Source organism: Pseudomonas sp. N-137 (assembly GCF_034555295.1).
Taxonomy (GTDB): Bacteria; Pseudomonadota; Gammaproteobacteria; order Pseudomonadales; family Pseudomonadaceae; genus Aquipseudomonas; species Aquipseudomonas rhizophila.
The window spans coordinates 101023-121900 of record NZ_JAXUDQ010000019.1 but is presented as its reverse complement, the minus strand read 5'-3'; the positions used below and the strand labels follow the sequence as shown (position 1 = coordinate 121900).

At 59.7% G+C, this 20878-nt stretch carries 20 protein-coding genes; 10 read left to right on the top strand and 10 right to left on the bottom strand.

Translation table 11 applies throughout. The features are described from left to right. Positions 1–64 precede the first annotated feature (64 nt). Entirely contained in the window at positions 65–769 is a 705-nt protein-coding gene (locus tag T3A99_RS16930) for a hypothetical protein (RefSeq protein WP_092456206.1), read from the top strand. Between the two features lie 343 nt (positions 770–1112). Here the strand turns inward: T3A99_RS16930 and T3A99_RS16925 are convergent, their stop codons facing one another. The 9 genes from T3A99_RS16925 to hmpA form a co-directional block, all read right to left on the bottom strand. Next, a complete protein-coding gene (locus tag T3A99_RS16925; protein WP_274089992.1) occupies positions 1113–1427 on the bottom strand; it encodes a helix-turn-helix domain-containing protein in 315 nt (104 codons plus the stop codon). Further along, positions 1424–1768 (bottom strand): toxin, encoded by a 345-nt coding sequence (locus T3A99_RS16920; protein WP_274089993.1) that lies wholly within the window; start codon positions 1766–1768, stop codon positions 1424–1426. Before T3A99_RS16920 ends, T3A99_RS16925 begins: the two co-directional genes overlap by 4 nt. Positions 1769–1906: 138 nt before the next feature. After that, positions 1907–2794, bottom strand: a complete 888-nt coding sequence (cyoE, locus tag T3A99_RS16915; RefSeq protein WP_047228597.1) for a heme o synthase — start codon at positions 2792–2794, stop codon at positions 1907–1909. A gap of 11 nt (positions 2795–2805) precedes the next feature. Continuing rightward, positions 2806–3141, bottom strand: a complete 336-nt coding sequence (gene cyoD / locus T3A99_RS16910) for a cytochrome o ubiquinol oxidase subunit IV (protein ID WP_025211927.1) — start codon at positions 3139–3141, stop codon at positions 2806–2808. After that, positions 3142–3768: a cytochrome o ubiquinol oxidase subunit III gene (locus T3A99_RS16905; protein ID WP_047228598.1), complete on the bottom strand. Its 627-nt coding sequence runs from the start codon at positions 3766–3768 to the stop codon at positions 3142–3144. 3 nt (positions 3769–3771) lie between these two features. After that, entirely contained in the window at positions 3772–5802 is a 2031-nt protein-coding gene (gene cyoB, locus T3A99_RS16900; RefSeq protein WP_047228599.1) for a cytochrome o ubiquinol oxidase subunit I, read from the bottom strand. Between the two features lie 3 nt (positions 5803–5805). Further along, positions 5806–6753 carry a ubiquinol oxidase subunit II gene (gene cyoA, locus T3A99_RS16895; protein ID WP_047228600.1) on the bottom strand — a complete coding sequence of 316 codons (948 nt, stop codon included), beginning with the start codon at positions 6751–6753 and terminating at the stop codon, positions 5806–5808. A 792-nt stretch (positions 6754–7545) separates the two neighbouring features. Then, positions 7546–8055 carry a disulfide bond formation protein B gene (locus T3A99_RS16885; protein ID WP_047228601.1) on the bottom strand — a complete coding sequence of 170 codons (510 nt, stop codon included), beginning with the start codon at positions 8053–8055 and terminating at the stop codon, positions 7546–7548. 330 nt (positions 8056–8385) lie between these two features. Continuing rightward, positions 8386–9567 (bottom strand): NO-inducible flavohemoprotein, encoded by a 1182-nt coding sequence (gene hmpA, locus T3A99_RS16880; RefSeq protein WP_274089994.1) that lies wholly within the window; start codon positions 9565–9567, stop codon positions 8386–8388. Positions 9568–9718: 151 nt separating this feature from the next. Between hmpA and norR the strand changes: the two genes are divergently transcribed. The 5 genes from norR (at position 9719) to T3A99_RS16855 (ending at position 14865) form a co-directional block, all read left to right on the top strand. After that, positions 9719–11275 carry a nitric oxide reductase transcriptional regulator NorR gene (gene norR / locus T3A99_RS16875; protein ID WP_160893378.1) on the top strand — a complete coding sequence of 519 codons (1557 nt, stop codon included), beginning with the start codon at positions 9719–9721 and terminating at the stop codon, positions 11273–11275. A 200-nt stretch (positions 11276–11475) separates the two neighbouring features. Next, positions 11476–12378, top strand: a complete 903-nt coding sequence (locus T3A99_RS16870) for a chemotaxis protein CheV (RefSeq protein WP_047228604.1) — start codon at positions 11476–11478, stop codon at positions 12376–12378. Positions 12379–12476: 98 nt separating this feature from the next. Next, on the top strand, positions 12477–12803 hold the full coding sequence (locus tag T3A99_RS16865; protein ID WP_076383591.1) for a hypothetical protein: 327 nt from the start codon (positions 12477–12479) through the stop codon (positions 12801–12803). A gap of 77 nt (positions 12804–12880) precedes the next feature. Then, entirely contained in the window at positions 12881–13630 is a 750-nt protein-coding gene (locus tag T3A99_RS16860; RefSeq protein WP_107321895.1) for a YkgJ family cysteine cluster protein, read from the top strand. Positions 13631–13893: 263 nt separating this feature from the next. Beyond that, positions 13894–14865, top strand: a complete 972-nt coding sequence (locus tag T3A99_RS16855) for a 2-hydroxyacid dehydrogenase (protein WP_173406572.1) — start codon at positions 13894–13896, stop codon at positions 14863–14865. A 42-nt stretch (positions 14866–14907) separates the two neighbouring features. On the opposite strand, the gene T3A99_RS16850 is transcribed toward T3A99_RS16855, so the two are convergent. Beyond that, positions 14908–15810: a DMT family transporter gene (locus tag T3A99_RS16850; RefSeq protein ID WP_274089995.1), complete on the bottom strand. Its 903-nt coding sequence runs from the start codon at positions 15808–15810 to the stop codon at positions 14908–14910. Between the two features lie 139 nt (positions 15811–15949). On the opposite strand from T3A99_RS16850, the gene T3A99_RS16845 reads away from it, so the two are divergent. From T3A99_RS16845 to fecA, 4 genes are all read left to right on the top strand, one after another. Then, positions 15950–16825 (top strand): helix-turn-helix domain-containing protein, encoded by an 876-nt coding sequence (locus T3A99_RS16845; RefSeq protein WP_173406571.1) that lies wholly within the window; start codon positions 15950–15952, stop codon positions 16823–16825. A gap of 129 nt (positions 16826–16954) precedes the next feature. Then, positions 16955–17443 carry a sigma-70 family RNA polymerase sigma factor gene (locus T3A99_RS16840; RefSeq protein ID WP_047228610.1) on the top strand — a complete coding sequence of 163 codons (489 nt, stop codon included), beginning with the start codon at positions 16955–16957 and terminating at the stop codon, positions 17441–17443. A gap of 8 nt (positions 17444–17451) precedes the next feature. Continuing rightward, the gene (locus T3A99_RS16835) at positions 17452–18399 is read left to right on the top strand and encodes a FecR domain-containing protein (protein ID WP_172833786.1); all 948 of its coding nucleotides are present in this window, start codon (positions 17452–17454) and stop codon (positions 18397–18399) included. A gap of 110 nt (positions 18400–18509) precedes the next feature. Continuing rightward, positions 18510–20849, top strand: a complete 2340-nt coding sequence (gene fecA, locus T3A99_RS16830) for a TonB-dependent Fe(3+) dicitrate receptor FecA (RefSeq protein ID WP_107321891.1) — start codon at positions 18510–18512, stop codon at positions 20847–20849. Positions 20850–20878 lie beyond the last annotated feature (29 nt).

Genomic DNA, 20878 nt, shown 5'->3' with positions numbered 1-20878 from the left:
GCGACCGGAAAAAAGCTCAACGCCTTTCTCGCCTCATCCAGCTAACAGAAGTAGTGAAATTTCAATGTCCGATTCCAATACCGCTGAATCCGTAGTCACCCTGTCGTCCAAAGCGGAATACGAAAACTCCATCAATCTTTCACAGCATCTGCCTCAGGCCAAAAGCATCAGTGAGATGGTTCTCGATGCGTTCCAGTCGAACCGCGAAAGCGATCAGATTCGCGAGCTGCGCAACGCCATCCGCCAGGCCCATGACGCGTTCGACGATGACAAGGCCTACGAACTGATGGGCCAGCTCAAGCAGCTCAAGGACGCCGAAGCCGCCGATTTCGCGGCACTGGAAGACCTGAGCAGCCGCTTCCCCATCAGCCGTATCCTGTCCAGCTACAAGGACGACCCGACCTTCCAGGAACTGGTTTATGGCCTGGCCCTGAAAGTGCTGAACCAGACCCACCAGGCCATCAGCAATCCGAGCGGCAGCAAAGGCAAGGCTTCGCGGCCCAAGAAAGAGGCCGAAGTGTTTGTCATCAGCAAGGACGGCATCAGCGTCACCCTGCCCTTGCGCACCCCACGCTCCAAGCCGAACGTCGACCGCGAGGCCTTTGAATTCCTGGGCTTCAGTTTCGTCGGCGAAGGCGACCAGGCCGAGCTGGAAAATGACATCTTCCTGGACAACGACGGCACCGAACAACCGGTCACCCGCAAAAGCATCGTCACCGCCCTGCAACAGCAGAAAGCGTTCGACGGCTACAGCATCGCCCAGCAATAAGCCTTCTTGTTCGGCGGTTGTCAGTCCGCCGCCAGAACCTGTGGGAGCGGGCTTGCTCGCGAAAGCGGTGGGTCAGCTTGCATCGATGTTGAATGGGCCGGCGTCATCGCGAGCAGGCTCGCTCCCACAATGGATCAGCGGCGTTCGCAGATTATGTGCTCGCCATAGCACCTGTGGGAGCGAGCCTGCTCGCGAATGCGCCCTGTCAGTCAACATCACCTCAGCTGACCCACCGCTTTCGCGAGCAAGCCCGCTCCCACTGGACATCATCAGCCCAGGCAACACCCATGAAAAAGCCCCGCGCTTCTCTCGAAGGCGGGGCTTTTTCATGGGCGTCCGTTGTTCAAACAGCGCCAAGCCGTTCAACCATGTCTGGAAACTTCTCGACCAGTTTGATCAACAAAGCCGCCTGGGCGTTAGGCTTGGATTTTTCCTGCTCCCAATTTCTAAGGGTACCTGGACTGGTCCTGATGCTCTTGGCGAAAACGGCTTGGGACATGTGGAGCTTGTCGCGCAAAGCCACGATTTCCTGGGCCGACACCTCGGGAACCGGTTTGTCTTCGATCGATATGTGGCGAAGGGTAATCTTGCCCTCGCGGTGAGCGGCCATCTCCTCCACGCCTTGCATCATCTCGGCAAACAGATCGCGCTTTTTCATAAGGTACCTCGTACTTTCAACTCAGCTTCTATGGCGCGCTTGAGCGTCTTCTCTTGCTCGGAGGTCAGGTTTACCAACTCGTCCTTGTCATAAATCGCGAACATCCAAAACTGACGATCATTCATGAGCCAATAATAAATAACTCGCAACCCACCGCGCTTCCCTTTGCCACGACGGCCATCAAACCAGCGCAGCTTACGAAAGCCGCCGGTACGTGGCATGACGTCACCGACCTCTGGATGCTCCAGCATATAGGACTGAAGCAGGCGATACTCATCATCAGTCAGGTAATGGCCAACCGTGGCGGTGAATGTAGTCGTTTCAAAAAATAGGGTACGCATGGTGGAAACTATAGGCAAATTGCGCATAGTTCAACAAACCATAATCTATTGCGACGAATGACAGTCGATCCAGGCCCATTTAGAAAAAAAGCCCCGCGCTTCTCTCGAAGGCGGGGCTTTTTGTGTGGCGTCTGAAGCTTAAGGCGCGTAAGTCAGCAACAACTCACTCGGCACTTTGAAGTCCAGGGACATCATGACGCTCAGGGCGGTGATGGTGAAGATCGAGAACACGAACAGCTTGCGTGCCCAGACCGTGTCATCCACCGCCTTGTAGCCGGTCCAGGCCATGTACAACCAGTACATGCCCATGGCGGCGGCGACGGCGAGGTAGCTCATGCCGGCGTAGCCGCTGAAGGTCAGCATCAAGGTCGCCACGAGGAAGGCCAGGATGTAGAGCAGGATGTGCTTCTTGGCCACCTGGATGCCGCGCTTGACCGGCAGCACCGGAATCGAGGCGGCCAGGTAATCGTTGAAGCGGAAGATCGCAATGGCATAGGAATGCGGCATCTGCCACAGGCTGAACATCACCAGTAGCGTCAGCGCCGCCATGTCGAAGCTGTTGCTCACCGCCACGTAACCGATCACTGGCGGCATCGCCCCCGACAGACTGCCCACCAGCGTGCCGTGGACCGACTTGCGCTTGAGGTACAGGCTGTAGAAACCGACATAGATGACAAACCCGATCACCGCGAACAGCGCCGCCAACGGGTTGGCCACCCAGTACAGCAGCGCCACACCGGCGACACCCAGCACCGTGGCGAACGCCAGGGCCAGTTGCACCGGGATCAGGCCCTGGACCAGGGCGCGGTTCTTGGTGCGCTCCATCTTGATGTCGATGTCGCGGTCGATGCAGTTGTTGAATACACAACCGGACGCCACCACCAGGGAAGTGCCGATCATCGCCGCCAGAAAGATGGCCAGATCGACATGCCCTTTCGAGGCCAGGAAAAACCCGCCTGCCACAGAAAGCACGTTACCGAAAATGATCCCCGGCTTGGTGATTTGGATAAAGTGCTTTAAGGACATCCGGACTTTCCTCAGTGCGCCATCATGTTGGTGTGGATGCTGAACATGATCCACAACGACAGGCCGACCAGCAGGACAATGACGATCGCGGCAAAGACAAACGCGACCACGTTGTTACGCTGTGCAGCGGAGCGGTCCAGGTGCAGGAAGTACACCAGGTGCACCAGTACCTGGACCACGGCGAAGATCAGGATGATCCACAGGGTCAGACTTTTCGGCAGCGTCGGGTACATCACCAGGCCAAACGGAATAACCGTCAGGATCACCGACAGAATGAAACCGATGGCGTAGGACTTGACGCTGCCGTGGCCGGCGTCGTGGCCATCGTGGGAATGTGCGTTAGCCATTTACAGGGTCCCCATCAGATAAACAACGGTGAATACGCAGATCCACACCACGTCCAGGAAGTGCCAGAACAGGCTCAGGCAGCTCAGGCGCGTCTTGTTGGTGGCGGTCAGGCCGTTTTTGTGGACCTGGTACATCATGATCGCCATCCAGATCAGGCCGCTGGTCACGTGCAGACCGTGGGTGCCGACCAGGGTGAAGAACCCGGACAGGAAGCCGCTGCGGCTAGGGCCGTAGCCTTCGGCGATCAGGATGTGGAACTCGTTGATCTCCATGGCGATAAAGCCGGCGCCCAGCAGGAAGGTCATCGCCAGCCAGCCCAGTACCTGGGTTTTCTTGCCCTTGAACAACGCCAGCATGGCGAAGCCGTAGGTGATCGAGCTGAACAACAGCAGTGCGGTTTCGCCCAGCACATACGGCAGCTCGAAGATGTCGTGGCCCGACGGGCCACCGGCGACGTTGTTAACCAGCACCGCGTACACCGCGAAGATCGACGCAAACAAAATGCAGTCGGTCATCAGGTAGAGCCAGAAACCGAATACGGTCATCTCGCCCGAGTCGTGGTGATGGTCATCGTGCCCATGGTCATGACCATGGGCGTGTCCAACATTGGTCACTAAGTTCGACATGGTTTAAGCCTGTTCCAACGAGGTTTCAACACGGGTGGCGGTGGCTGGGACTTTCCCTGCCGCGACCAGACGTTTGTGCTGCTCGGCTTCGATGCGCTCGATGACATCCACCGGCACCATGTAGCCCTGATCGTCACGGGCGGCATGAATGGTGAAATACACCACGGTGCCGACCAGACTGGCGATGGCCAGCCACCAGATGTGCCAGATCATCGCGAAACCGAACACGGTCAACAGCGCACCCATGACCACACCGGTCGCGGTGTTGTTGGGCATGTGGATCGGCGCGTACTTGGCCGGAGTCTGGTACGCGGTACCGTTTTCCTTGGCTTCGGTGAACGGGTCGATGACGTCGGCTTTTGGCAGCACGGCAAAGTTGTAGAACGGTGGAGGCGACGAGGTCGACCATTCCAGGGTATGGGCATTCCACGGGTCACCGTGCTCGCACATGTTCTCTGGCTTCTTGCGGTCACGCACGCTGACGTACAACTGGATCAGCTGGCAGGCGATACCCACGGCGATCATCACCGCGCCGAACATGGCGACGTACAGGTACGGCACCCACTCAGGGTTGGTGGTGGCGTTCAGACGACGGGTCATGCCCATGAAGCCCAGTGCATAGAGCGGCATGAACGCGACGAAGAAGCCCGAGATCCAGAACCAGAATGCAGCCTTGCCCCAGCCCTCGTGCAGCTTGAAGCCGAACGCTTTCGGGAAGTAGAAGGCGAAGCCGGCGATGTAGCCGAATACAGCGCCGCCGATGATCACGTTATGGAAATGCGCGATCACGAACAGGCTGTTGTGCAGCACGAAGTCCGCACCCGGGATGGCCAGCAGTACGCCGGTCATGCCGCCGATGGCGAAGGTCACCATGAAGCCCAGGGTCCACAGCACGTGGCTGGTGAAACGCAGACGGCCCTGGTAGATGGTGAACAGCCAGTTGAACAGCTTCACACCCGTCGGGATCGAAATCAGCATCGTCGCCAGACCGAAGAAGGCGTTGACGCTGGCACCCGAACCCATGGTGAAGAAGTGGTGCAGCCAGACCATGAAACCCAGCACCGAGATCGCGCCGCTGGCGTAGATCATCGAGTGGTGGCCGAACAGCTTCTTGCCGGAGAACGTCGAGATGACTTCGGAGAAAATCCCGAACGCCGGCAGAATCAGGATGTACACCTCGGGGTGACCCCAGGCCCAGAACAGGTTGACGTACATCATCGGATTTCCACCCAGTTCATTGGTGAAAATGTGGAAATCCATGTAGCGGTCAAGCGTCAGCAAAGCGAGGGTAGCGGTCAGGATCGGGAACGAAGCGACGATCAGGACGTTGGCCCAGGTGCAGGTCCAGGTGAAGATCGGCATGTCCATCAGCTTCATGCCCGGGGTACGCATCTTCAGCACGGTGGCCAGGAAGTTGACCCCCGTTAGCGTTGTCCCAAGTCCCGATAGCTGTAGCGCCCAGATGTAGTAATCCATCCCCACGCCCGGACTGTATTGCAGTCCCGACAACGGTGGATAGGCAACCCAACCGGTCTTGGCAAACTCGCCAACGCCCAGGGACAGGTTGATCAGTACCACACCGGAAACCAGCAGCCAGAAGCTCAAGGAGTTCAGGAACGGATAGGCCACGTCACGCGCGCCGATCTGCAGCGGCACTGCAAGGTTCATCAGGCCGGTGAAGAATGGCATCGCCATGAAGATGATCATGATCACGCCGTGGGCGGTGAAGATCTGGTCATAGTGTTCAGGCGGAAGGTAGCCAGGCGAACCCTCGGTGGCCATGGCCAACTGGGTACGCATCATGATGGCGTCGGCAAAACCGCGCAGCAGCATGATCATGGCGACGATGATGTACATCACGCCGATTTTCTTGTGGTCGACCGACGTCAGCCACTCGGTCCACAGGTAGGTCCACTTCTTGAAGTAGGTAATCCCCGCGAACAACGCCAGACCACCGAGCGCGATGATGGCGAGGGTCACCATGACAATCGGCTCGTGGAACGGGATCGCTTCCCAACTTAATTTACCAAACATCGTTTACTCCTCTGCCCCGGCAGCTGAATGCGAACTCATGTCCATCCCTTCCATGTTGTGGGCCACTTCCTTTTCGTTCTTCTCGTGGTGCATCGGCTTGCCCGGGTTCATCCCTTCATACTTGTCGATGATGGTCTGGAACAGGTTCGGCGTGACCGAAGAGTAGAGCTCGACTGGGTTGTTCTGGCTCGGTTTGGAAAGGGCTTCGTATTCAGCTTTTTCAAGCTGTTTAGGTGCCTTCTTCACATCGTTGACCCAGGCGTCGAATTCTTCCTGGGTCGTGGCGATTGCTTTGAACTTCATGCCGGTGAAACCTGCGCCGCTGTAGTTGGCGGAGATACCGTCGAGTTCGGCGTTCTGGTTGGCGATCAGGTGCAACTTGGTCTGCATGCCCGCCATCGCGTAGATCTGGCCGCCCAGGCCCGGGATGAAGAACGAGTTCATCACGGTGTCGGAGGTGACTTTGAAATTGATCGGCGTGTGGGCCGGGAACACGATCTTGTTGACCGTGGCGATGCCTTGTTCCGGATAGATGAACAGCCACTTCCAGTCCATGGAGACCACTTCAATGGTGATCGGCTTGACGTCGGAGTCCAGCGGACGATACGGGTCAAGGGCATGGGTGGACTTGTAGGTGATGTAACCCAGAGCAATGATGATCAGTACCGGAATAGTCCACACCGCCACTTCGATTTTGGTCGAGTGCGACCACTTGGGCGTGTACGTGGCACTGGTGTTGGACGCGCGGTATTTCCAGGCGAACAGGAAGGTCATGACGATAACCGGCACGACGACCAGCAACATCAACAGCGTAGCGGTGATGATCAGATTACGTTCATCCAGGCCGACCTGACCCTTGGGATCGAGCAAGGTCATGTTGCAGCCTCCCAGCAACAACGTGCCGAGCAAAGGCAACAAGCCTAGTAATCGGGGGTACCTGTTTTTACTCATCTCACGACCTCTAAAGCAGCTTGCGCAATGCAGTTGGGTTTTGATCGCCAACACTTCACCCTGCCAAGGGTTGGCATTTTTCTTGGATTGAATAAGGGCTGACCGTCGCAGCGTCAGACGCTGTTCGACACATCCCGGGCCAGCAGTGAGTTCTTATTCGAATTCGTAGGTCAAAGGCCTTGTTACAGCCCAATTCCATTTGGTGCGGGTAGTTGGAAGGCACCGACACCTGGGGTCGCATGGGGCCTTGAGCCCTTCGACCACCTCACGGGCTCAAGCTTGAGCCGGGTCGGAAATTCGGTGCGGGCGATTGTAGTGAGCTGAGGCGCCGGAGACCATGTCTTATCCTGAAATAATTTTCATCAAATCGAGCAACAATCTTTCGCAGAATTCGAAACAAGCCGGCATCTTATCGAAATTCATTCTCAACAAGAACCCCAGAAAACGTAGGTCTACTACGCCCGATTTAGACAGCTTGCGCTGATTAAAGAGAGTTTTTACGCCCGTAGAGCCCCCGTCATTCGGGGGCTGAGCGGCAAGACGCCCGATTGTTAGAAATGCCTGCTACGGGGGGAGGCAGTTAGCCGGATGGAGCCTGCAACGGCTGATTTTTCATTGCAGAACGAGGTGCTTATTCGCGCAGCAAGTGGCCGGATGACAGCAAATGTGTGACAACGTGTCGCACGCTGTCGCGGCTCATTATTGTCTCGGATCAAGGCTGGCACGCAGCAAGACTGAAACGCAAAACGCCCCGGCTTCCTACAGAAAACCGGGGCGTCTGATTGAGGCGCTTTAGGGCAGTTGTTTGCGATTGCGCGACACCAGCAACGGCACCAGGATCGCCGTGAGGACGAACGCCACCAGTGCCCATTGTGCCAGGGACAAACCCAGGATCGGCGGATACGGGGTGGAGCAAAAGCCGTCGACCTGGAAGCCCAACGGGAAGATCTTCGCCAGCGGGAGGTCATCGACAATCGGTTGCAGCACGTCGACGCCACAGCTGACCGCCGGGAAGAACTGGGTGTACACGTGATGCCCCGCTACCGCCGCACCGGCCAGGGCACTGAGCACCACCAGGCCTTCGAAAACCGTCAGGCTGCGACGGGTACGCATGGCCGCGCCAATGAAGGCGAAAATAGCGATCAGCAACAATGCATACCGCTGCAGGATGCATAGCGGGCACGGCGCCTCGCCGAGCGCCACCTGCATGTACAGCGCACCGCCGATCAGCGCCAGACAGATCAGCCCCAACAGCACCAGATAGCGCCGTTCACGGCCTAAGCGCAGCATTTGCTCATTCATTGCGTTTCCCTTTGTATGCATTGGATCGACGCGCAGCCTGGAGAAACCCGGCGCACTGTCGGATGGCCAAAGTCTACACGCTGACCATGACAGAGAACGAGCGGCTGCCGCCCACATTGAGGGGAATAAACAGGAGGGAGGTTAAGTACGGATTAATTTTGCTTGGAGAAGTCAGGCGGGATGGGGTGAACATGGCGCCGCTATCGCGAGCAGGCTCGCTCCCACAGTTGTCTTTGCGTTGATCACCCAATCGTGCCCGCCGCAAATCCATTGTGGGAGCGAGCCTGCTCGCGATGCAGACGAACCGGATCACCCCGGCTCGCCCCGCCGTTACTCCAGCGCCGCCGCCGGGCCGAAGAATTCGTAGCGGCTTTGCCCGTCCGGCACACCCAGTGCCTTGAGGTGGCGCTTGACGGCGGCCATGAAGCCCTTGGGCCCAAGGAAGTAGGCATCCAGGTCACGCTGCTGCGGCAACCATTGCGCCAGTTGTTCCTGGCTCAACAAGCCGACCTTGTCAGCCGCCGGGCTCAAGCCGTCATCTTCGTCGTAGCAATAGAAGCGCTTGAGTTGTGGATGCCGCTGGGCCAGGTCATCGATCCAGTCACGGAAGGCATGCACGCCGCCGTTACGTGCGCAGTGGATAAAATGCACCGGCCGCTCGGTTTGCAGCGCCGCCTGCAACATCGCCAGGGTCGGGGTGATGCCGACGCCGCCGCTGATCAACACCAGCGGTTTATCGCTCTGGGTCAGGAAGAAGTCCCCTGACGGTGGAAACAACTGGAGGCTGCTGCCAATCGGGAAATGATGGTGCAGATAGTTGGACACGCGCCCGCCCGGCTCGCGCTTGACGCTGATGCGATACTGACCGTTGTCCGCCAGGGCCGACAGAGAATAATTGCGGCGCATCTCCTCGCCATCCAACACCAGCTTCATGCCGATGTACTGGCCTGGTTCCGCCACCAGGATCGCGCCTTTGTCCGCCGGTTCGAAGTAGAACGAAGTGATTTCCGAGCTCTCCTGCACCCTGGCTGCCAGGATGAACTCACGCTCGCCCCGCCAGCCGCCCGGCGCTGCGGCTTTCTGCTCGTACATGCCGGTTTCGGCACCGATCAGGATATCGGCCAACTGGTTATAGGCAGCGCCCCACGCGGCAATCACTTGCGGCGTGGCGATCTCTTCACCCAGCACCTCGGCGATCGCCCGCAACAGGCAGGCCCCCACAATGGGGTAATGTTCCGGCAGGATTTGCAGGGCGACGTGCTTGTTGACGATTTTGGCCACCAGGTCGCCCAACTGATCGAGCTGGTCAATGTGCCGGGCGTACATCAATACGCCGTTGGCCAGGGCACGGGGCTGATCACCGCTGGCCTGGTGAGCCTGGTTGAACAACGGGCGCACTTGCGGGTATTCGGACAGCATCATGCGATAAAAGTGAGTAATGAGCGCTTCACCACCGCTTTCAAGCAAGGGCACGGTGGAGCGGATGATGGCGCGTTCTTCTCGGCTGAGCATAAGGTGACTCCTGGCGTATTACGAAAAACTGATACCTATGCCTATCAGGTTTCATGCCATAAAATTTATTGAACATTTTCAATTGCTTACGAATTAAGTAGTCATAAAGACATATGGCATCTTATAGTCATTAGGACCATATGGAGTCATTATGACCGCAACCTCCCTGCTGACCTCACTGCTTCCGCTGGTGGCCGACCTCTCCCGCGAGTTGCCGGAAGGCGAGCGCTACCGACGCCTGCTTGGCGCGCTGCGAGCCCTGTTGCCCTGCGACGCCGCCGCGCTGTTGCGCCTGGACGGAGACTGTCTGGTGCCGCTGGCGGTGGATGGCTTGAGTACCGATACCCTGGGCAGACGCTTCCGGATTAGCGAACACCCCCGCTTCCAGGCACTGCTGGCCAGCCCGCAGCCCACTCGCTTTGCCGCCGACAGTGACCTGCCCGACCCGTACGACGGATTGGTCGAAGGTCTGGAGGAGCACTTGGAGGTCCACGACTGCATGGGCTGCCCACTGTTCGTCGACGAGCAACCGTGGGGCCTGCTGACCCTCGACGCGCTGAACCCCGAACGCTTCGAGCCCATCGACCTGAGCGCCTTGCAGGCCTTTGCCAGCCTGGCCGCCGCCACCGTCAGCGCAGCCGAACGCATTGATCGGCTGGCCTTGAAAGCCGAAGACGAACATCGCCGCGCCGAGGTCTACCGCCAGGCCAGCGGCCAGCTACCTCGCGACATGGTCGGCCAGAGCAAGGCCCACAAGCGATTAGTGGAAGAAATCAACCTGGTGGGGGGCAGCGACCTGACGGTGCTGATCACTGGTGAAACCGGGGTTGGCAAGGAGCTGGTCGCCCAAGCCATACACGCGGCCTCCAAGCGCGCCGAGCAGCCGCTTATCAGCCTAAATTGCGCCGCACTGCCGGATACCCTGGTGGAAAGCGAACTCTTCGGCCACGTACGCGGCGCCTTCACAGGGGCCACGAACGACCGGCGCGGCAAATTCGAACTGGCCGATGGCGGCACGTTGTTCCTCGATGAAGTGGGCGAGTTGTCCTTGACCGTGCAGGCCAAGCTACTGCGAGTGTTGCAGAGCGGCCAGTTGCAACGGCTGGGCTCGGACAAGGAACATCGGGTCGATGTACGCCTGATTGCGGCCACCAATCGCGATCTGGCCGAAGAAGTGCGCAACGGGCGATATCGGGCCGACTTCTATCATCGCCTGAGCGTGTACCCGTTGCTGGTGCCGGCACTACGGGATCGTGGGCGCGATGTGCTGCTGCTCAGCGGGTTTTTCCTGGAGCAGAACCGTTCGCGCATGGGCCTGGGCAGCCTGCGCCTGACCAGTGACGCCCAGGCCGCATTGCTGGCGTATGACTGGCCGGGGAACGTACGTGAACTGGAGCACCTGATCGGCCGAAGCGCCTTAAAAGCCTTGGGCCGGTGTCCGGTGCGGCCAAAGATCCTCAGCCTCAGCGCTCAGGACCTGGACTTGCCCCGCAGCCCGGAAGAACACCCGCCACCTTCATCCGCCAGCCCCGCACCTGCCCTGGAGGGGGTCACGGGGGACTTGCGTGAAGCCATGGACGATTTTCAACGCAAGCTGATCATCGCCTGCCTGGAACGGCATCAGCACAACTGGGCCAGCGCCGCTCGGGAACTGGGTCTGGATCGGGCAAACCTGGGGCGGATGGCCAAGCGGTTGGGACTCAAATAAACCTTCTGTACCACCGACGCCCCATGCGGCGAGGGCATTTATCGCCTGACCATAGCGTATGCATTCTCAGGCCACTGAGCTGAAATCGATTGTCTGTGGGTTTCGCCCTAAAGCCAGCCCCCATCGGGTCGATAACCCAATATCAAAAGCTGTTTTGGCGTTCTTCACGCTCGCCCCACCTTTTTCCACAGAAGGTTTTTATGTCTTCCAACAAAGCCCGCGCAGACTCACTTTCGCTTCTGCTGTTTACCTTGCGCAGCGGCAAGCTGATGGCAATCAACCTGCTCAAAGTCAGCGAAATCATTCCCTGCCCGCCGTTGACCAAACTGCCGGAGTCGCACCCGCACGTCAAAGGCATCGCCACCCTGCGCGGGGCCTCGTTGTCGGTGATCGACCTGAGCCGCGCCATCGGCGAACGCCCTCTGGAAGATCCGGATGGCGGCTGCCTGATCGTCACCGATGTGAGTCGATCCAAACAGGGTCTGCATGTGCAGGCGGTGAGCAAGATCGTGCATTGCCTGACCACCGACATCAAACCCCCGCCTTTCGGCTCAGGCGGCGTACGCGCCTTCATCACTGGCGTGACGTCGGTGGATGGCACGCTGGTGCAGGTGCTGGACATCGAAAAAGTCATCCACGGTATCGCCCCGGCGCAGATTGAAACGGCGCCCACCGAGCTGAGCATGGAAGACGCCGAAGTCCTGGGCAACGCGCGGATCCTGGTGGTCGATGACAGTCAGGTGGCGTTGCAACAATCGGTACACACCTTGCGCAACCTCGGCCTGCAATGCCACACCGCTCGCAGCGCCAAGGAAGCCATCGAATGCCTGCTGGACCTGCAAGGCACTGCACAGCAGATCAACCTGATCGTTTCCGACATCGAAATGTCGGAGATGGACGGCTACGCCCTTACCCGGACCCTGCGGGAAACGCCGGACTTCGCCCACCTCTATGTGTTGCTGCACACCTCGCTGGACAGCGCCATGAACAGCGAGAAGGCTCGGCTATCCGGGGCCAATGGCGTGCTGACCAAGTTCTCCTCACCGGAGCTGACCAAGTGCCTGATCACGGCCGCCAAGGCGGTTGCCGAGCAAGGCCACTGAGTCATGCCTGATGATCATTCCCATGCGTATAGGGGAATGATCATCCCGGCACCTCAGGCATACTCCTGTCCTGGCTTCCCAGAACAAGGATCTTGCTGATGAAAATCCACGCACTCATGTTTTTGGGCTTCACGGCCCTCGCCGCCCAGGCCCACGCCTCCAGCCCAGAAGCCTGGGCCACCCATGACAAAACCGTGCTTGCCAGTTGCATCAAGGCCAGCGGCTTGAAGAACGCCGAGCCTGTGGGCACTGCCGCGCAGTTCGATGACCGGGTGGGTTATACCGCGCTGTTGCTGCAAGGCCAGTATCCGCAGAAACACATGAAAGGCGCGACGGGCACCGAGCTGTGCCTTTACCGCAAGAAATCCAAGACTGCCTACGTGACCGAGTGGGACTCCATCCGCCCCGCCGACAACAGCCGGTGATGGCGCACAACTTGCTTCGCATCGGTTAATCGCGGCGTTTTTCTGTCGCCGCCTTCCAGCTTTTGACCGGGCGCTCAATGAACACAACGTTTTCCTGCGTAGGCTGTGGCAAATGCTGCACCGATCACCATGTCCCCCTGACCCTCGACGAGGCCCGGATGTGGGCTGACGACGGCGGCCAGGTGATTGTCCTGGTGGAAGCCTTCCTGCCCAACGGCCTCGGCCTGCCGGCGGCGCAACGCGAACACGCTGAGCGCCGTTCGGCGCGGGTCCACAGCGGCACCACCGAGGCCTTGGTGGCAATCACCTTCGCCGCCTATAACGCCGGGCGCTGCCGCAATCTTGACGAAGAAAACCTGTGCCGCATCTACGAGCGCCGCCCCTTGGTGTGCCGTATCTATCCGATGGAAATCAACCCGCACATCCCGCTCAACATTGCCGTAAAGGAATGCCCGCCAGAGTCGTGGGAGACCGGACCGCAACTGATACTCGGCGGTGAACTGGTCGACAGGGAACTGGCGCAGTTGATCGAACGCTCACGTCAGGCCGATCGCGAGGAAATCCGGATCAAGGAGCGCATCTGCGCTTCGCTGGGCATCCTCACCACCGCGCTGAAGGGCGACGGGTTTACCGCGTACCTGCCGGACATGAGCGCATTCGCCGCAGTCATTGATCAGGTCCGTTTGCAGCCACTGGAGCAAGCGGCCAGTGAATGGCAGTTCCATTTGTCCGGTGATGACGTGGCCTGCCAGGTCCTGGCCAGTGGAGCACGGGTTGCCACTGAGGCACCGGTCAACTACGCGTTTATTTCGCTGCGGGCGGCGTAAACACCCCAGAGATGAAATAGAAATCCCTTGTGGGAGCGAGCCTGCTCGCGATAGCGGTGGATCAGTTTGCAGTGATGGTGGATGTGCCGCCGTCATCGCGAGCAGGCTCGCTCCCACATCCAACATAGATGCTCTCCCATAGGTACTGCCCATAAGTACTCCATTCCTGCCACTGACTCGCCTCAATCGACGCTCCCCTCTCGCCTAACCCACATCCAGAATGTTAGCGTGCTTGGTATTCCTTGCCTGATGAGCCTTCTGCGATGAAAAAAACCGTACTTGCCTTCAGCCGTGTCACACCCAAGATGGTCGAACGACTGCAACAGGATTTCGACGTGATCGTGCCCAATCCGTCGAACGGCGACATCAATGCACAGTTCAACGAAGCCTTGCCCCACGTGCATGGCCTGATCGGTGTCGGACGCAAGCTCGGCCGCGAACAACTGCAGAGCGCCGCGAATCTGCAAGTGGTGTCCAGCGTGTCGGTGGGTTACGACAACTATGACCTGGCCTACTTCAATGAGCGTGGAATCATGCTCACCAACACCCCTGACGTGCTCACCGAAAGCACCGCTGACCTGGCCTTCGCCCTGCTGATGAGCAGCGCCCGGCGCGTCGCTGAACTGGACGCCTGGACCAAGGCCGGCCAATGGCAGGCGACGGTCGGCCCTCAGCTGTTCGGCACTGACGTGCACGGCAAGACCCTGGGGATTGTCGGCATGGGCAACATCGGCGCCGCCATTGCCCGGCGTGGCCGGCTGGGGTTCAACATGCCGATTCTCTACAGCGGCAACAGCCGCAAGACCGAACTGGAAGATCAGTTGGGCGCACAATTTCGCGAGCTGGATCAGTTGCTCGCCGAAGCGGACTTTGTTTGCCTCGTGGTGCCATTGAGTGAGAAGACCCGCCACCTGATTGGCCAGCGCGAACTGGCCCTGATGAAACCGAGTGCCATTCTGGTCAATATTTCCCGCGGCCCAGTGGTGGATGAGCCGGCGCTGATCGAAGCCTTGCAGAAAAACCGCATCCGCGGCGCCGGGCTGGACGTTTACGAGAAAGAACCATTGGCCGAATCGCCGCTGTTCCAGCTGAAAAACGCCGTAACCCTGCCCCATATCGGCTCGGCCACCCACGAAACCCGGGAAGCCATGGCCAATCTTGCCGTGGAAAACTTGCGCAGCGCTTTGCTGGGCGAGCGACCGAAGAACCTGGTCAACCCACAAGTCTGGAAGTAAACCATCGGGCAGGCGCCGGGTCCGGGCCTGCCATACCCTGGCTCAGCGTGCGCCCAGGGCGGCTTGCGTCGCCACGGGCCGGGGTTTGCGAAACACCAGCACGTTCCCCAACATCACCAACACCAGCCCGAGCAGTGCCGGCGCCGTCCATTGGTAGCCCTCGACCAACGCCGAGACGTTCAACGCCACCACCGGAAACAGCACCGTGCAATACGCCGCCCGCTCCGGCCCCATGCGCCCCACCAGCGTCAGGTAGGCGGTGAAGCCGATCACTGAACCTGGGATCACCAGGTACAACAGCGAGCCGACATAGCGCGCGTTCCATTCCATATCGAACGGGATGCCTTTGAAGAGGCACCACACCGCCAGCATCGCCGCACCATAAGCCATACCCCAGGCGTTGGTGGTCAACGGTTTGAGACCGGCCTTCTGTTGCAAACTCGAGAGCATGTTGCCCGCCGAAAAGCACAAGGTTCCCAACAGCGCCAACGCCAACCCGAACAGCGTTTGCGGGCTCGCGCTATGACCCGCCAGCTCCGGCCAGAACAGCAGCGCCAGCCCCAGCAAGCCCAAGGCGCCGCCCAGCAAGACGTTGCGGGCGATCCTTTGACCGAAGAATACGCGGGCATTGAGGGCATTCCAGAGCGTGGCGGTAGAGAACACCACCGCGACCAACCCGCTGGGAATCCATTGGCTGGCAGTGAGGAAACACATGAAGTTGATGCAAAACAGGCACAGGCCCTGGGCCACGCAAATCAAATGACCGCGCCGGTTCATGGCTTGCAGACGTCGGCTGAGCAAGAGCATCACAAACAGAATCAGCGCCGCCAGGCCGAAGCGATAGACAATCGACACGGGGATGGCGACCACGCCCAACTGCAATTTCAGCGCAATCCAGGTAGTGCCCCAGATGAGCACGGTAAGTAGATACAACGAGAGGTTCATGACGGCAACTCCTGACAATGACCGCCAGTGTTGCGCCGCCCGCCACCGGGCGCTTGCGTAAACTTGCGGTTTTGTCGCTTTGCAGGCTGGCATGAGCCGACCGACGGAGTAGGATGCAAGGCGTTGGAGAGACCCGATCATGCCCACACTGCAAACCCTGCAAGTCTTTCAAGCCCTCAACAGTTCGCCCAATGCTCGCCTTGAGCACAGTGCCGAGCTTGGAGATGGCATGGCGGCCGCTTTGTGGAGCAACCATCACGACGCCCAAGACTACGAGGCGCCGACTCACCACACGCTGTCGTGCTACATCGCCGGTGGTACCGGCACGTTTCGCCGCGAACGCCCCGACACCACCGGGGCACCTGGCAAACTCTGCGTCCTGCCGGCCGGGCATGAATCGGCCTGGGTCATCAATGGCGACATTCGCCTCGCGCACCTGTACTTCAGCCCTGAGCAATTCGCCCTCGGTTGCGTCACGCTGCTGGATCGCGAGCCGCGGCAAGTGCAACTGCGCGAAGCCACCTTTCTCGACGACCCGCAACAGGCACAGCGCTTTCGCCAGTTGATCGCCCTGAACTGGGATGAGCCCGGTGAACGCCTTCTGACCACCAGCCTGGCCCATGACTTGCTCAACCATCTGCTATTGAGCCAGGTCGGCCAGCGCCAGGGGCTTCGCCTCAAGGGCGGGCTGGCCGCTCACCAGCGGCGAATGCTGGTGGACTACATCGACAGCCATCTGGCCGACGCCATCAGCCTCGGCCAACTGGCGGCGCTGTGTGCGCTGTCCGAATACCACTTTGCCCGGATGTTCCGCGAAAGCTTCGGCCTGCCGCCCCATCAATACGTACTGGCACGACGTCTGGCCCACGCGCGGCACTGGCTGCGCAGCACGTCAAAACCGCTGGGTGAGGTCGCGTTGGCCTGCGGGTTCGCCAGCGCCAGCCATTTTACGAATCGTTTCCGGCAGGCCCTCGGCGCGACACCCGGCGAGTATCGACAGGCGTTTTTGCGCTAGGCATCAACGTGCCCCGGTCAAATGAAACAAGCAGGTACTGATCCCGATTGCCGTAGCCACCGCCGCGCCCCTACAATGCGAACAATTCTTGTTCTCTAGCACAGCTCATCGCTGTCGGGATGCTCCTCGTTGCCGCCTGCACACACCGTCGAAGTGCTCTACAACGCCCATCACAGTTGGCTTAACGGCTGGTTGCGAAGAAAACTCGGCTGCCCCGACAGTGCCGCCGACCTGGCCCAGGACACGTTCATGCGCGTACTGACTGCGCGCGACCCGCAGCCTGTCCTGGAACCCCGGGCGTTTCTTACGACCATTGCCAAGCGCGTACTGTTCAACCACTACCGACGCCAGGACCTTGAGCGCGCCTACCTCGATACCCTCGCCCAACTGCCGGAGCAGGTGGTGCCGTCGGAGGAAGAACGGGCAATCATCCTGCAAAGCCTGATGGAACTGGACCAACTGCTCGATGGTTTGCCGCGAGCGGTCAAGCAGGCGTTTCTGCTGGCCCAGGTCGATGGCCTGACCTACAACGAAATAGCCCGTGAACTGGGAATTTCATTGGCGACGGTCAAGCGTCATTTGAACAAGGCAGCGATGCGCTGCTACTTCGCCTTATGACCCCAGCGATGAACAGCGCACCAGATGTCAGTGCGAAAGTGGCCGAACAGGCCGTGCACTGGCTTTTGGAAATGCAGCAAGGCCCACTCGATACTCGCCGGCAGAAAGCCTGGGAGCAATGGCTCAATGCTCACAACGAACATCGCCGCGCCTGGGAGCATATCCAGCGGGTCAATCAGCGGCTGCGCAGCGTGCCCTCTCCGTTGGCCCATGCGGCCCTCAATGCACCGAAGTCCGCTGCGCGGCGTCGAGCGCTCAAAATGTTGTTGGTGCTTGGGGCCGGTTCAGCGTTGACCTGGAGCCTGCGTGAACGCCAACTGCTACCCCCATTGATGGCCGATTTTCGCAGCCCGGTAGGCGAACGGCGCCGTCTGACGCTGGATGACGGCAGTCAGTTGCAGCTCAACAGCGGCAGTGCGGTAGACGTTCGCTTCGACGCTCAACGCCGCTTGATCCACCTGCTGGAGGGGGAACTGTTATTGACCGCTGCCCGCGACCCACGGCCCCTGCAAGTGCTGACCGCCCATGGCCTGCTGGAAAGCCGCAACGCCCGGTTCAACGTACGCGAGTATCCGGACCACACCCAGGTGGCGGTGTTTGAAGGCCAGGTGGACATTCGTAGCCGACACGGCCCGGCGTTGTTGCTGGCGACGTCACGGCAACTGAGCCTTGGCATCAACGGCGCCGGGCCCGCCACGGCTCTGGATGCCAACAGCGGCGCCTGGACAGAGGGCATGCTGGTAGCGGCGCACATGCGCCTGGCAGACTTTCTCGACGAGCTAGGCCGCTACCGACGTGGCCAATTGCACTGCGACGAGGCGGTCGCCAACCTTCTGATCTCTGGAACCTATCCGCTGGACGACAGCGAGCGAATCCTCGATCTGCTGGAAGTCAGCCTGCCGGTAAAAGTGCGTCGTTTCACCCGCTATTGGATCTCGGTCGAAGCTCGAGCCTGAACCACGGCCACCCCAGCTGAAAAAAAGTGATGCACCAGTGAGCCGTTTTCCACACCTGGGGTGACAGAGAAGGAAAGCACTTCGATACAACCTTCTCGGGATTCTCATCCATGCCGCAACAACCCACCCGTCTCACCCCGCTCGCCCGTACCGTGCGTCAATTGCTCCTGGGGGCCAGCTTGAGTTTCGTCGTACTGCCTTGCGTACAGGCTGCAGATGCCAAGCCCTATCACATCGCGCCGTCGTCACTGGAAAATGCCCTCAATCAATTCGGACGCGAGGCTGGGGTGTTGATTTCCTTCAGCTCACAGACGACCGCAGGCCTGCAAAGTCGGGGCCTGGAAGGCAGCTACAGCCCAGAGCAAGGGCTGAGCGCGCTGCTCGAAGGCACAGGCCTGCAAGCCCGCCCTGAGGCAGACAACGCCTTCAGCCTGCAACCGGCCGCCAGCACCGCGCTGGACATCGGCACCACCACCGTGGTCGGTGACTGGCTCGGCGATGCCGCGCCGACCAATGTCTTCGAACACGCCGGTGCCCGAGACGTCATCCGTCGTGAGGCGTTCGAACGCCAGGGCGCGACCCAGGCCCGGGATGTGCTCAATCGCATTCCTGGCGTCAACGCACCGGAAAACAACGGCACCGGCAGCCATGACATGGCGCTGAACTTTGGTATCCGCGGGCTCAATCCTCGCCTGGCCTCACGTTCCACGGTGCTGATGGACGGCATCCCGGTGCCTTTCGCACCCTACGGCCAACCGCAGCTATCGTTCGCGCCGGTCAGCATGGGCAACATGGACGCGGTGGATGTCGTGCGCGGAGGCGGCGCGGTGCGCTACGGTCCGCAAAACGTCGGTGGCGTGGTCAACTTCGTGACGCGGGCGATTCCCGAGGCGCCGACGGTAAAGGGCGGCTTCCAGACCGAGACCAGCCCGTCTTCCAGTCACGACGGCTTCAAGACATCCGCCAACCTGCTGGCCGGCGGCACCGCCGACAACGGCCTTGGCGGTGCCCTGTTGTACTCCGGCACTCGCGGCGGCGACTGGCGCGAACACAGCGACACACAAATCGACGACTTGATCCTCAAGGGCAACTACCAACTGGACGAGGCCAACAGTTTTAATGCCATGGCCCAATACTACGAAGGCGAGGCCGACATGCCCGGCGGCCTGAATGTGGCCGACTACGACGCCAACCCGTATCAGTCCACCCGTCAGAATGACCGCTTCTGGGGCCGTCGCACCCTGGTCAACTTCGGCTACCGCTACCAGCAGGATCGACGCGAATTTACCGCCAGCACGTTTTTCACCAAGACTTTGCGCAGCGGCTACCTGGACCAGGGCACCTTCCTGTCCCTGTCGCCTCGTGAATATTGGGTACGCGGCCTGGAAACCCGTTTTGCCCAAGGTTTCGACCTCGGGCCGACCAGCCACGAAGTCGGCGTCGGCTATCGCTACATCAACGAGGCCGGCCATGAACTGCGCTATCGCACGCCGATCGCCAGCAACGAATTGCCGACAACCTCCAGCCGAAACGACCGCGATACACGGGGTGGAACCGAAGCCAATGCAATTTTCATCGATGATCGGATCGATATTGGCAAATGGACGATCACGCCCGGTATTCGTTACGAAATGATCGAATCGCAGCAGACAAACAATCTGACCAACGTGAAATACAAGGGCGACTACAACACCGCCCTGCCAGCGCTGAATGTGCTGTACCACCTGACCGATGAATGGAATCTGTATGCCAATACCGAAGGTTCATTCGGCAGTGTGCAGTACAGCCAGATGCCCAACCGTGTGAGCAGCGGTGAAGTGAAACCGGAGAAAGCCCGCACCTGGGAACTTGGAACCCGCTATGACAATGGCAACCTGCGGGCGGAGATCGGTGCGTTCCTGATCAACTTCGACAACCAATACGAAAGCAACCAAACCAACGATTCGGTGATTGCCCGTGGCGAAACCCGCCACCAGGGCATCGAAACCAGCATCAACTACGCCCTCGACGGCCTGAGTCCGGCGCTGGCCGGTTTTGACGTATATGCCACGTATGCCTTCGTCGATGCCACCATTCGGGAAGACGGACCGAACAAAGGCAACCGCGTGCCATTTTCTTCCAAGCACAAAGGCACACTGGGCGTGGGTTACACGGACGGGCCGTGGAAATTGAACCTGGACAGCACCTATCAGAGCGCGCAGTTTGCCGACAACGCCAATACCCGCGCCGAAAGCGCCGACGGCAGTACCGGCAATATCCCTGGCTATATGCTGTTCAGCAGCCGCGCCGCCTATGATTTCGGCCCGCAACTGTCGGACCTGAACGTGGCGGTGGGTGTGAAGAACATCTTCAATACCCAGTATTTCACCCGCTCGTTCGACGATAACAACCGGGGCAAATACGTAGGGGAACCGCGCACGCTGTATGTGCAGACGTCCGTGGCGTTCTGATCAGGGGCTGCGATGGATCGCTGAAACAA